General features: G+C 67.9%; 10 protein-coding genes. 7 read left to right on the plus strand and 3 right to left on the minus strand.

The features are described 5' to 3' along the window. The first annotated feature begins 123 nt into the window (after window positions 1-123). From ppc to ACW173_RS16380, 3 genes are all read left to right on the plus strand, one after another. On the plus strand, window positions 124-2,853 hold the full coding sequence (gene ppc / locus ACW173_RS16370; RefSeq protein ID WP_492081055.1) for a phosphoenolpyruvate carboxylase: 2,730 nt from the start codon (window positions 124-126) through the stop codon (window positions 2,851-2,853). Window positions 2,854-3,543: 690 nt separating this feature from the next. Further along, window positions 3,544-4,218 carry a bifunctional 4-hydroxy-2-oxoglutarate aldolase/2-dehydro-3-deoxy-phosphogluconate aldolase gene (locus ACW173_RS16375; RefSeq protein ID WP_125157944.1) on the plus strand — a complete coding sequence of 225 codons (675 nt, stop codon included), beginning with the start codon at window positions 3,544-3,546 and terminating at the stop codon, window positions 4,216-4,218. Further along, window positions 4,219-5,325, plus strand: coding sequence for a PfkB family carbohydrate kinase (locus ACW173_RS16380; protein ID WP_492081056.1), 1,107 nt, complete (start codon window positions 4,219-4,221; stop codon window positions 5,323-5,325). 4 nt (window positions 5,326-5,329) lie between these two features. Here ACW173_RS16380 and ACW173_RS16385 read toward each other — a convergent pair whose 3' ends face one another. Next, window positions 5,330-5,533 carry a hypothetical protein gene (locus tag ACW173_RS16385; protein ID WP_492081057.1) on the minus strand — a complete coding sequence of 68 codons (204 nt, stop codon included), beginning with the start codon at window positions 5,531-5,533 and terminating at the stop codon, window positions 5,330-5,332. Window positions 5,534-6,308: 775 nt separating this feature from the next. Here ACW173_RS16385 and pip point away from each other — a divergent pair. The 3 genes from pip to ACW173_RS16400 all read left to right on the plus strand — a co-directional run bounded on the left by pip (window position 6,309) and on the right by ACW173_RS16400 (window position 9,790). Then, window positions 6,309-7,394, plus strand: coding sequence for a prolyl aminopeptidase (gene pip / locus ACW173_RS16390; RefSeq protein WP_492081058.1), 1,086 nt, complete (start codon window positions 6,309-6,311; stop codon window positions 7,392-7,394). A gap of 88 nt (window positions 7,395-7,482) precedes the next feature. Further along, on the plus strand, window positions 7,483-8,256 hold the full coding sequence (locus ACW173_RS16395; RefSeq protein ID WP_492081059.1) for a hypothetical protein: 774 nt from the start codon (window positions 7,483-7,485) through the stop codon (window positions 8,254-8,256). Between the two features lie 64 nt (window positions 8,257-8,320). Next, window positions 8,321-9,790 carry an alpha/beta fold hydrolase gene (locus ACW173_RS16400; RefSeq protein WP_492081060.1) on the plus strand — a complete coding sequence of 490 codons (1,470 nt, stop codon included), beginning with the start codon at window positions 8,321-8,323 and terminating at the stop codon, window positions 9,788-9,790. Window positions 9,791-9,804: 14 nt separating this feature from the next. Here the strand turns inward: ACW173_RS16400 and ACW173_RS16405 are convergent, their stop codons facing one another. Together ACW173_RS16405 and ACW173_RS16410 are read right to left on the minus strand one after the other, a co-directional pair. Continuing rightward, a complete protein-coding gene (locus ACW173_RS16405; RefSeq protein ID WP_492081061.1) occupies window positions 9,805-10,320 on the minus strand; it encodes a PIN domain-containing protein in 516 nt (171 codons plus the stop codon). Further along, a complete protein-coding gene (locus ACW173_RS16410; protein ID WP_492081062.1) occupies window positions 10,320-10,562 on the minus strand; it encodes a type II toxin-antitoxin system Phd/YefM family antitoxin in 243 nt (80 codons plus the stop codon). Before ACW173_RS16410 ends, ACW173_RS16405 begins: the two co-directional genes overlap by 1 nt. 206 nt (window positions 10,563-10,768) lie before the next feature. Between ACW173_RS16410 and ACW173_RS16415 the strand changes: the two genes are divergently transcribed. Continuing rightward, on the plus strand, window positions 10,769-12,133 hold the full coding sequence (locus ACW173_RS16415; RefSeq protein ID WP_492081063.1) for a cation:proton antiporter: 1,365 nt from the start codon (window positions 10,769-10,771) through the stop codon (window positions 12,131-12,133). The last annotated feature ends 1 nt before the right edge of the window (window position 12,134 follow it).

Consider the following 12,134-nt stretch of genomic DNA (forward strand, 5'->3'; position numbering starts at 1 on the left):
GGGTTTTCCCGTCCTATGAACCGCGCTAGAGGGCGCCGCAGCGTTAGCACCTGCGGCGCCCGACGCGTTTCTAGATCCATTCCAGTACGGGATCGCCGCCTTGGCGGTCCCTGGAGTTCGCCCATGCGCAACCCGGCCCTGTCGATCGATGTCGACCGTCCGACCAGCCGCCACGTCCGCCAGAACGCCAATCTGCTGAGCGAGCTGCTCATCGAGGCGATTACTTATCTGGAAGGCGAGGAGGCCGCCGCCCTGGTGGCCAAGGCGCGCAAGGCGGCCTCGCGTGAGGACGAGGCCACGGGCGACGCGGCGGTGCTGGACCATCTGTTCGCCGACCTCTCGACCGACCAGGCCGTGTTCCTGGCGCGGGCCTTCGCCAGCCACTCGCTGCTGGCCAACATCGGCGAGGACGTCGCCGGCCGCCGTCGCCACGCCGAGGCCGACGCCCAGCCGGGCGACGAGCGTCCCCGCACCCTGATCGACGCCGTCAAGGTCCTCAAAGGCCGGGGCAAGACCGACGCCGAACTGGCCAAGATCTTCGCGGCCATGAACGTCGTGCCGGTGCTGACCGCCCACCCGACCGAAGTGCGCCGCCGCAGCATGGTCGACCGCGAGACCGAGATCTCGCGGCTGATGGCCCTGCGTCGCCACCACCTGCCGCCGGATCTGGACGCCGAGATCCGCGAAGGCCTGTTCCGCGAGATCGCCCTGATGTGGCGGACGCGTCTGTACCGTCCCGAGCGGATCACGGTGAAGGACGAGATCCGCAACGCCCTGTCGATCGTCCGCACCTCGATCCTGCCGGCGATTATCGACCTGTACGGCGACTGGACGGCGAAGATCGGCTCCCACGGGCATCTCGCGCCGCTGCTGAAGATGGGCTCGTGGCTGGGCGGCGACCGCGACGGTCACCCCGGCGTCAATGGCGAGACCCTGAAGCTGGCCTTCTCTTCGCAGTCCCGCGTCATCCTCGACTGGTACGCCGGCGAGGTCCGCAAGCTGTGGTCCAACCTGGCCGTCTCGACCGCCTATGCCCCGGTCTCCCAAGAGCTGCTGGCCCTGGCGTCCCAGACCCGCGACCCGTCGGTGCACCGCCTGGACGAGCCGTACCGCCTGGCTCTGGAGCTGATCTTCGATCGCCTGACGGCCGTGTCGCAGAAGATGACCGGTCAGCCCGTCGCCTACGCCAACGGTGCGACCGACGTCGAGCCGTACGGCCATCCGGACGCCTTTGTCTCCGATCTGTCGGTGATCATCGACAGCCTGGAGCGCAACGGCGGCGAGCGCCTGGTCGGCTCGGCCCTGCGCACCCTGGTCGAGGTGGCCAAGGCCTGCGGCTTCCACCTGATGAGCCTGGACCTGCGCCAGAACGCCGACGTCCACGAGCGCACCGTCCACGAGCTGTTCCAGCGCGCCGGCTCCGGCGTCCGCTACCTCGATCTGGACGAAGACGCCCGCTGCAAGGTGCTGATCGAGGAGTTGTCGCACCAGCGCCCCCTGGTGTCGCCGTTCACGGCCTACAGCGAGGAGACGACCAAGGAGCTGGCCACGATGGAGGCCGCGGCCCAGGCGGTTCGCGACTACGGCCACGGCTGCATCGGCGCGTACATCATTTCGAAGGCCGCGACCCTGTCCGACATCCTCGAGCCGCTGGTGCTGCTCAAGCAGGTCGGCATGGTCTGGGGCGGGGCCGCGCCGCGCGCCTCGGTCAAGGTGGCCCCGTTGTTCGAGACCATCGGCGATCTCGAGAACGGCCCGGCCGTGCTGCGCCAGTGGCTTGAGCTGCCGCTGTCGCGGACCATCCTGGGCGACCGGCCGGTGCAGGAAATCATGCTCGGCTATTCGGACTCCAACAAGGATGGCGGGTACGTCGCCAGCCGTCGCGGCGTGGCGCGCGGCGCCTCGGCCCTGGCGTTCGAGGCCGACCGGATGGGCGTCGGCCTGCAGCTGTTCCACGGTCGTGGCGGCAGCGTTGGTCGTGGCGGCGGCCCGGCCGCCGAGGCGGTGCTGGCCCAGCCGGCCGGCACCGTCCAGGGCCGTATCCGCATGACAGAGCAGGGCGAGATGATCGCCCGCCGCTTCGGCGACCAGCCCACCGCTCGCCGCAACCTGGATGGCCTGGCCGCCGCCGTCCTGATTTCCAGCGACCGGCCCGCCCACAAGCCCGACCCCAAGGTCGAGGCCGCCATGACCGCGCTGGCCGAGGCCTCGTTCCACGGCTTCCGCGCCCTGGTGTACGACGACCCGGCCTTCGAGGACTTCTTCTGGTCGGCCACGCCGATCAGCGAGATCGTGGGCTTGAACATCGGCAGCCGTCCGGCCAGCCGCACCGCCAGCCGCAAGATCGAGGACCTGCGGGCCATCCCGTGGGTGTTCAGCTGGTCCCAGGCCCGCTTCATGCTGCCCGGCTGGTACGGCTTCGCCTCGGGCGTCGAGCGCGCCGGCCTGTCGGTCGAGCAGCTTCGCGACCTAGCCGGCGATTTCGACTTCTTCGCCTCGTTGCTGTCCAATATGGAGTTGGCCCTGGCCCAGAGCCACATGGGCATCGCCGCCCGGTACATGGCCCTGTCGCCGGACAAGGCCGCCGCCCAGCGGATCTTCGCCACGATCCAGCGCGAGCACGACGCGGCGACCAGCCTGGCCCTGGCCATTCGTGGCGGCTCGTCCTTGCTCGACAACCAGCCGGACCTGGCCGAGTCGGTGGCCCTGGCCGGCCGTTCGGTGGATCCGCTGAACCACCTGCAGCTGGAACTTCTGTCGCGCCGCCGGGCGGGAGACCAGGACGAGGAACTTCGCCTGGCCATCCAGCTGACCGTGGCCGGCATCGCGGCGGGTCTGCGGAATACGGGGTGATCCCGCTCATCTCCTGATCCGACCTCCCCGGCGAAAGCCGGGGCCCAGATCGAACCCTGGACGCCTGGCGAGCTGATGGAATGCATCTCGGATCGACCCTCGCTGTCCCGGATTAATCTGGGCCCCGGCTTTCGCCGGGGAAACGGGGGAGGGGTGGATGTGGATGATATCCAAACCTGATGAATTTCAAAGTCTTGCTAGCCTTCATTTCCCAGCTTCACGGCGCTTGCGCTCCCTGTCGGTTTCTGGTTATCTCCCCATGACACCGGTGGCGAAGTGGCCTGGCCACTTTCCCCGTTTACGGTGACACCGGTGTCATCACGGTTCGGATTCAGCGTTGTGGTTGGTCCGTCTCGTTCGCGGCTCTTTGAGCTCGCTCCTGCGCAAACTTTTGGGGCGTCGGTGAAATCCGACGCCCTCAATTTTGCGTTCGACGCGGGCTTCGGGACGCCGACGGAAAAAGGTTCGGGGAAGGAAGCGACGACCAGCGATTTCACGCGGCCGGGCTGAAATAGTCCGACAAAACCGCGCCTTACGACCCTTTAGTTTGACGCTGCGGCAAGCCCGGTATGGCGCCGGCGCGCAACGCGGTCTAAGGGAACGCCCTGAGCCACTACCGGCGAAATATTGCGCGCGCGGAGGCCCCGGTGGCGGTCCGCGCAAGATCGATCCTTCGGGAAGGAGAATACGATGGTGAAAGACCGTATGGCGGTGCTGACCGCCCTGATGGACCAGGGTGTGATCCCGGTTTTCTATCACCCGGACGTCGAGGTCTGTAAGGCCGTGATCCAGGCCTGCGCCGACGGTGGCGCGCCCTGCATCGAGTTCACCAATCGCGGCGACTTCGCCAGCCACGTCTTCTACGAAGTCACCCGTTACTTCGCCGAGGCCGATCCGCGCGTGATCATGGGCGTGGGCTCGATCGTCGACGCCCCGACCGCCGGCATCTACATCGCCAACGGCGCCAAGTTCGTCGTCGGCCCGATCCTGAACGCCGACGTCGCCAAGGTCTGCAACCGTCGCAAGATCCCGTATTCGCCGGGCTGCGGCTCGGCCTCGGAAATCTCGTACGCCGAAGAGCTGGGCTGCGAGATCGTCAAGGTGTTCCCGGGTTCGTCGGTCGGCGGTCCCGATTTCGTCAAGGCGGTGCTGGGCCCGATGCCCTGGACCCGCATCATGCCGACGGGCGGCGTCGATCCGGACGAAGCCTCGGTCAAGAAGTGGTTCGGCGCGGGCATCGTCGCCGCCGGCATGGGCTCCAAGCTGATCACCCAAGAGCTGCTGGACGCCAAGGACTACGCGGGCATCACCAAGAAGGTCCGCGAGACGGTAGATCTGATCAAGAAGGTTCGTGGGAAGGCCTAAATGACCGACAATATCCTCAACATCCGCCCGGCTTCGGAAACGAAGTGGGACTGCGCGTCCTTCGGTGAAGTGATGCTGCGTTTCGACCCAGGCTTCGGCCGGGTCCGCAACGCTCGCCAGTTCAACGTCTGGGAAGGCGGCGGCGAATACAACGTCGCCCGCGCTTTCAAGAAGTGCTGGGGCAAGCGCTCGACGGCGGTGACGGCTCTGCCGGTCAACGACCTGGGCTGGCTGGTCGAGGACCTGATGATGCAGGGTGGCGTCGACACCTCGCACGTCATCTGGCGCGACTTCGACGGCCTGGGCCGCAACACCCGCGTCGGCCTGAACTTCACCGAAAAGGGCTTCGGCGTACGCCCCGCTTTGGGCTGCTCGGACCGTGGTCACTCGGCCGCCTCGCAGATCCGCCCCGGTGAAGTGAACTGGGACAAGCTGTTCGGCGAAGAAGGCGTGCGCTGGTTCCACACCGGCGGCATCTTCGCGGCCCTGGCCTCGAACACGGCTGAAGCGGTGATCGAAGCCGTGGAAGTGGCCCGCAAGTACGGCACCGTGATCTCCTACGACCTGAACTACCGCGCTAGCTTGTGGAAGTCGCAGGGCGGCAAGGAAGGCGCTCAGAAGGTCAACCGTCACATCGCCCAGTACGTCGACGTGATGATCGGCAACGAAGAAGACTTCACCGCCTGCCTGGGCTTTGAAGTCGAAGGCCTGGACGAGCACATCAGCTCGATCGACCCGGCCAACTTCAAGAAGATGATCGAGACCGCCGTTAAGCAGTTCCCGAACTTCAAGGTCGCCGCGACTACCCTGCGCAACGCCAAGACCGCCTCGGTCAACGACTGGTCGGCGATCCTGTACGCCGGCGGCGAGTTCTACGCCTCGATGATGCGTGAGAACCTCGAGATCTATGACCGCGTCGGCGGCGGCGACGGCTTCGCCTCGGGCCTGGCCTTCGGCTTCATGGAGGGCAAGGGCCCCCAGGCCGCCGTCGAATACGGCGCGGCTCACGGCGCCCTGGCCATGACGACCCCGGGCGACACCTCGATGGTGCGCCAGGCCGAAGTCGAGGCCGTGATGAAGGGCAAGGGCGCGCGGGTCATCCGCTAAGCCTTCAGTCCTCGGATGAAGATGAGCCCCCGGTCGCAAGGCCGGGGGCTTTTTCTTTGGCCAACATGTGCTGGTACTCCCTCGAATTGCGGAACTTCCGCATCTTCTTCCAAACCTTGCGCCGCAGGGCCGCGATGCGGGCGGGCGGCCATTCGCAATCGAGGGCGACGGGGCAGGGCGGGCCAGGCTTCTTCTTTTTGCGGCTCATCGAATCCTCCGGAGACATGCCAAGGCGCTCCGACGCGGCGCGCCGGAGGGACGGGGAGGGAGGCGGGGCGCCGGGACATCGCCCGGAGCAGAGGAAGAATTACCGTTTCGACGAAGCCTTGCGCCCCGCGCGGTCGTTATCCGGAAGCGTGACGTTCCGACGCTATTGGCGCCTGTTCGCCCTTGAAGCCTCCGACGGGCGGGCCAAGCCGCGAAGCTTGGTCCCGGTCAGGAGCCTTTCAGCTCCCCTGTCGCTCTCCTCGGCCTGCATCCACCGTCGTTTCTGTGTTCCAGGGTCGACTACCTCGGGGATGGTGCAGTTGCGGAGTTTCCCCCGCGCCGACGAGCGCGCCCGCTCGACCGCCTCCCGAAGCCACGAAGGTCGCTGGCCGCGCGCCCTCCCCAGTGCTTCGAGGTGAGGGCAGGATAGGGCGGGTTTTGGAGGTGGGGATGGAGAGGCGTGAACGCTCGTGCCTTTGATCACCCTCTCCCTGCGGGAGAGGGCGGGGCCCCTGCAAAGCATGGGAGGGTGAGGGATGACATCGCTCACCGATAAAGTCACGGAAAGACAGCGGCTTGCGCGGACTCACATACCGGCTCCGCCCAATCCCTCACCCTCCCACCGCTACGCGGCGGGCCCCGCCCTCTCCCCAGGGGAGAGGGTGCTATCCCCGCACCCCGACGGGTGTTGGAGGATGAGCGAACCGTGTTTCTTCTAGAGAAATCGGCGTCGCGGCGCGAAACTGTCGGTCAGTGCTTCGACAGGGACGAGCGTCATGGATTTCTCGCGGCTGCGGACGACCAGCAAGGTCACCAACGAGTGGACCTATCCTCAAGGCGAGCCCTTGAGCGCCGGCTGGCTGCGCGTCGACACCGCGCCCGACCACGAGCTGCACTGGGAGGAATACGGCCGCGCCGACGGCGAGCCGGTGATGTTCCTGCATGGCGGTCCTGGCGGGGCCTGCGCGCCGGTGATGTCGCGGTTCTTCGATCCCGACCGCTATCGTGTGATCCTGTTCGACCAGCGGGGCTGTGGCCTGAGCCGGCCCACGGTGGCGGCCGATGGTCCGGAAAAGGCCCTGGCGCACAACACCACCGACCACCTGGTCGCCGACATCAACGCCCTGCGCGACGCGCTCGGCGTCACCGGTAAGATGCACGTGTTCGGCGGCAGCTGGGGCAGCACCCTGGCCTTGGTCTACGCCATCCGGAACCCGGAGAAGGTCGCCTCGCTGATCCTGCGCGGCATCTTCCTGGGGTCCAAGGAGGACCTGCTCTATATGTACCAGGGCAACGCGGCGACCTTCGCCGAGCAGCCTCACGCCCTGACCGAGCCGGGCGCCTATATCGCCTATCCGGACGAGTGGAAGGCCTTCGTGGAGGTGATCCCCGCCGACCAGCGGGGCGACATGATGGGCGCCTACAAGGCGATCTTCGACATGGTCCCGACCACCGACGCCGAGCGGCGGCGCCAGCTCGACGCGGCCCTGGCCTGGTCGGTCTGGGAAGGCACGATCTCGAACATGATCCCGGCCGACGAGGACGCGGGCAAGTTCGGCGAGGCCGAGTTCGCCCTGTGCTTCGCCCAGATCGAGGCCCACTTCTTCGCCAACCATCTGTTCCTGAAGCCGGACGAGATCACCGACGGGGTGACCCAACTGAAGGGCGTGCCGACGCACATCGTCCATGGCCGTTTCGACCAGGTGTGTCCGCTGACCCAGGCCTCACGGCTGGTCGAGGCGCTGGAAGCCGCGGGCCTGCCGCCGGCGACCTATGTGCGCACCGACGCGGGCCACAGCGCCATGGAGGCCCAGACCGTCCTGGCCCTGACGGCCATCATGGACGGATTGCCCCGGATTTAGGGCGGGGATCACGATCGCGCGCCTCACGGAACGGCCCGGGCGATTCCCGGGTTGAACCTGCATGGATCAACCGTGCGAGTTCACGCAGATGTCGTCGCCAGTTCAAAAGCCTACCGTCAGCGCGTCGCGCCGCTGCGGCGTGGCCGTGCTGGCGCTGTGCCTGGGCCTGGGGGCGGCCGACACGGCGCTGGCGGGCAAGCAGGACAAGGACGCGCCCCGGATCCCCAAGACCTCGGCCGAGGCCAATGGCGACAATCTTGGCTCGGCCATGGTCGCGCCGCTACGCGACATCAATGTGGTGCGTTCGCAGATCCCCGATCTGCTGACCAAGGCGGTCGCCGATCCTTATGCTTCGCCCAAGACCGGCTGTCCGGCGCTGAAGGCCGAGATCGACAGCCTCGACGCGGTGCTGGGCGACGACTACGACGACCCCAAGGACGACAACAAGGGGGAGGGCATGTCTCGGCCGGTCCTGGGCGTGGTGGCCAGCACGATCACCGACGTCATTCCGATGCGGGGCTGGGTGCGCCGCCTGACCGGGGCCGAACGCCACGACCAGATGGTGCGCGACGCCATCAAGGCCGGCTTCGTGCGGCGTGGTTACCTGAAGGGGCTGTACAACGCCGGCACCTGCAAGGGTGACCGGGTCGTCTATGTGTCGGCCAAGGCCGCGCCGAAGCCCGTGTTCGTGGCCGCCGCGGCCGTCCCGCCGCCGGCCCCCGTCGAGGTCGCCGCCAACCCCGCGCCCCCTCCGGCTCCGCCGCGCGACCCAGGCCTGCCGCCGGCGGGCGCCGCCGTTCCGTTCGGCCTCGCCGCGCCGCCGCTGGCCGTGGCCGACGCCTCGGTGATCGGCCGGCCCTAGGCGCGTGATTGCGTCGCGCGGCAACCTGTGATCGAGTCCGCCTCTCGTCGTGGAAGGCGTCGTCTTGCGGGTTCTGGTTGTTCTCCTGTTGATGCTGATCGCCGCGTCCGTGGCTCGCGCCGCCGAGGTGGTGGGTGTTATCCCGGCTGACGGCTGGTCGATTTACGGCGCCAAGGTGAGCCATGGGCCTGAAACCGGCGCGCCGGGCGGTGGCGCCGCCCGCGTCGAGGCGACTGAAACGACCGATCCGTGGAGCAGCGGCGCGACCGCGGCCTTCGCGGGCGGGGTCAAGGCGGGCGAGACCTATACCGGCGTGTTCTGGCTGAGGGCTGGGGCGGGCGCTCGGATCCCGGCCCTGCTGCTGACCAACGCCCCGCCATATCCGACCTTCGCGACGACCGAGATCGCCGGCGCCGGAGACTGGCGACGCTTTACGGTCACGGGCGTGGCCAAGGCCGACGCCGAGCCGGCCAAGGACGCCCTGGCCCTGCACCTGGGCCGCGCGGGGCCGGTCAGCCTGGGGCCGGCGGTGATCCTGCGTGGGATCCCGACGCCGGCCGAGCTGGACGGGCTCGAGAAGACCTACAGGCCCGACCGGACCGCCGAGGATGTGACCATCACCACGCCGGACGGCGTCAAGCTGGCCGCGACCCTGCGGGTCCCGACGGGGAAGGGGCCTTTTCCGGCCGTGGTGGTCGTCGGCGGTTCAGGCCCTCAGGTGCGCGGCGCGTTCCGGGTCCTGCAAGCCCGCATGCCGCCGGTCGGGGTCGCGACGCTGGAATACGACAAGCGCGGCTCCGGAGAGTCCGGCGGACCGGCCAACGAGCGCGTACCGGTGCTGGCGGGCGACGCGCGCGCCATGGTGGCCTTCCTGCGGAGCCGGGCGGAGATCGACCCCGCGCGCATCGCCGTCGTCGGCCACAGCCAGGGCGGCATGGTCGCGGCCCAGGTCGCGGGCCTGCCGGACCCGCCGCGTGGCGTCGTCCTGCTGCTGTCGCCGGCCATTCCGGGGCGCGAGCACACCATCGACCAGGTCGCGCGCAGCCTGGTCATGAGTTTCCCGGAGCGCGGCTCCTACGAAGTCCAGCGGGCGTTCGCCGGCCGGCTGATCGCCGCGGCTCCGGACAAGGCGCGTGTCGAGGCGGTGGTGGCGTTGGGGACCAAGGACGGTCGCATCCCACGGGCGGCCGCCGAACAGATCATCACGGCCCTGACCGACACCGTCCAGCTTCCCGCCGCGCTGGAACGGCGGCCGTTCGAGGACCTCCAGCGGGTCCGCATACCGGTGCTGGCGGTCTATGGCGGCAAGGATGTCCTGGTCCGGCCCGAGGAGAACATGCCCGCCGCCCGCAAGGCCCTGGCGGGCAATCCGAAGGCGGAGGTCGTCCTGCTCCCCGACCTGAATCACGCCTTGCAGGTCCCCGTGACCGACGATCCGGAGGAGTGGCGCGCCCGGCCAGCCATGGACGGCGCCGAGGTGCTGGAACTGGTGGCCGGCTGGCTCGAGAACACCTTGGGCGTGAAGCGGCCTTAGCCGCGTACGAGGCCCTATCCTCGGACAAAAATGTTGCGCAGCCACTGAGTGCCGGCCTTGGCGGCCTGGCCCCAGTCTTCCTCATCGTCGAGGGCCTCGGGCTTGTAGCCCCAGGGGTTGAACACCTTCAGGCGCGGGACCTTGCTGAAGGCGGCGATGTCGCGCGTGGCCAGGGTCAGGCCGTGCTCCAGCGCGGTGGCGGCCAGCAGGGCGTCGCGGCTGTCGGCCAGGGGCAGGTGGCCCCGGCGACGGACGACGGCGGCGTCGATCGCCAGGATGCGGCCCTCGAAAGCCGGCGCGACGCGGTTGTCCAGCCAGTCTCTGAGCGCCGCGCCCCCGTTTTTGCCTTTGGGGCCCTTGTCCTTGCGTTCAGCGCGGGCGACGGCGGCTTCCAGCTCCAGCAGGGTCAGGGCCGAGACGAATAGGCTCGACCGCGCGGCCCGCGTCGCCCAGGCGGAAAGGCCCGGATCGGTCGCGCCGGCCTTGGCGTTGCGCAATTCGAAAACGACATCGGTGTCGAGCAGATGCATCAGTCCTCCCCCCGCCGGTCCCAGGCGTCGCTCGAGCGCGGCAGCTCCATCGCCGGCAGGCCGGGCATGGCCAGCAGGTCGACGATGGTTTCGGTCTGACCGGTCAGCCGGCGGTAGTCCTCGACGCTCATCAGCACGTGGGTGGGGCGGCCGCGGTCGGTGACGAACACCGGCTCGATTCTCGCCGCGCGCTTGGCCTGGCTGACATCTTGGTTGAATTCGCGGCTCGTGACGACCTTCAAGGCGTGCCTACCTACCCACAATGACAAGGCTGTCTTGTAGGTACGTTACTACGTCGTGTCGTTCCAGCAACAGAAATTTGACCAACGAAAACAATCGACTGACAAGGCTGTCAAAAACGCGTCGGCCACATTGCGTCGAGAGCGGATTCCTGCGCGGCATGGGCTCAAGGCGCAAAGCCAGACGACATTCATTAGGGGGCAAGACCGTGTCAGACCTACTCGGGCAGACGTTCGCCATGGCGGCGGATGTGCTGAACAAGCATGGACCGGCGACCAAGGCGGCCGCGCAGAGCTTCACGCCGACCGACTTTTCCGTTCACTTCTTCCTGCAACTGGCCGTCATCGTGCTGGCCTGCCGCGTCGTCGGCTGGCTTGGCCAGAAGTTTCTGGCCCAGCCCCAGGTCGTGGGCGAGATGATCGCCGGCGTGGTGTTGGGGCCGTCTTTGCTGGGCTTGCTGGCTCCGGAACTGCAGGCCGCGATTTTCCCCAAGGAAACCAAGAACATCCTGTATGTGGGCGCTCAGCTGGGCGTGGGCCTCTACATGTTCATGGTCGGCACCACCTTCGAGGCCGGGCACTTCAAGGCCAAGGCCAAGAGCGCCATGAGCGTCTCGTTCGCCGGCATCGCCGCGCCGTTCGTCATCGCGGCCATCATCACGCCCTTCCTGCTGAAGGTCCCGGGCCTGTTCGCCGTCGGCATCGGCCAGGCCAACGCCACCCTGTTCATGGGCGCCTGCATCGCCCTGACCGCCTTCCCGATGCTGGCCCGGATCATCAACGAGCGGGGCCTGGCAAAGACCTCGCTGGGCACGCTGTCCCTGACCGCCGGAGCCTTCGACGACGCTGTCTCTTGGTGCGTGCTGGCCCTGGTGCTGGCGACGTTTGGCGGCGGCGCCGGCGTGGCGGGCCTGGCCATCGGCGGCGGCCTGCTGTGGGTGCTGTTCGTCACCACCCTGGGTCCCAAGATCCTGGCGCCGCTGGGCCGCATGGTCGAGCGCGACGGCGAGATGAGCACACAGGTGCTGGCGCTGGTCATCCTGGCCTTCTGCACCTCGGCCTTCCTGATGGACGCGATCGGCATCCACGCCATCTTCGGCGGCTTCATCCTGGGCGTGGTCATGCCGCGCGGCCTGCTGGTCGAGGAGCTGAAGAAGAAGGTCGAGCCCATCGCCGTCGTGCTGCTGCTGCCGATGTTCTTCACCTATTCGGGCCTCAACACCCGGATGGACATGGTCAACTCGCCGCAGCTGCTGCTGATCGCCCTGGGCGTGCTGGCCTGCTCGATCCTGGCCAAGTGGGGCGCCTGCTACACCGCCGCCCGCCTGACCGGCGAGAACCATTCGACCGCCATGGGCATCGGCGCCCTGATGAACTCGCGCGGCCTGATGGAGCTGATCATCATCAATATCGGTCTGCAGAAGGGCATCATCGGCCCGACCCTATTCGCGATGCTGGTGCTGATGGCGATCGTCACCACGGTGATGGCCAGCCCGCTGTTCGAGGTCGTCTACGGCAAGAAGGCCCGCGAGAGCGGCGAGCTAGGCGCGGTCCCGGACGCGGCGAAGGCCTAAG

The organism is Caulobacter sp. ALps2, assembly GCF_058681635.1.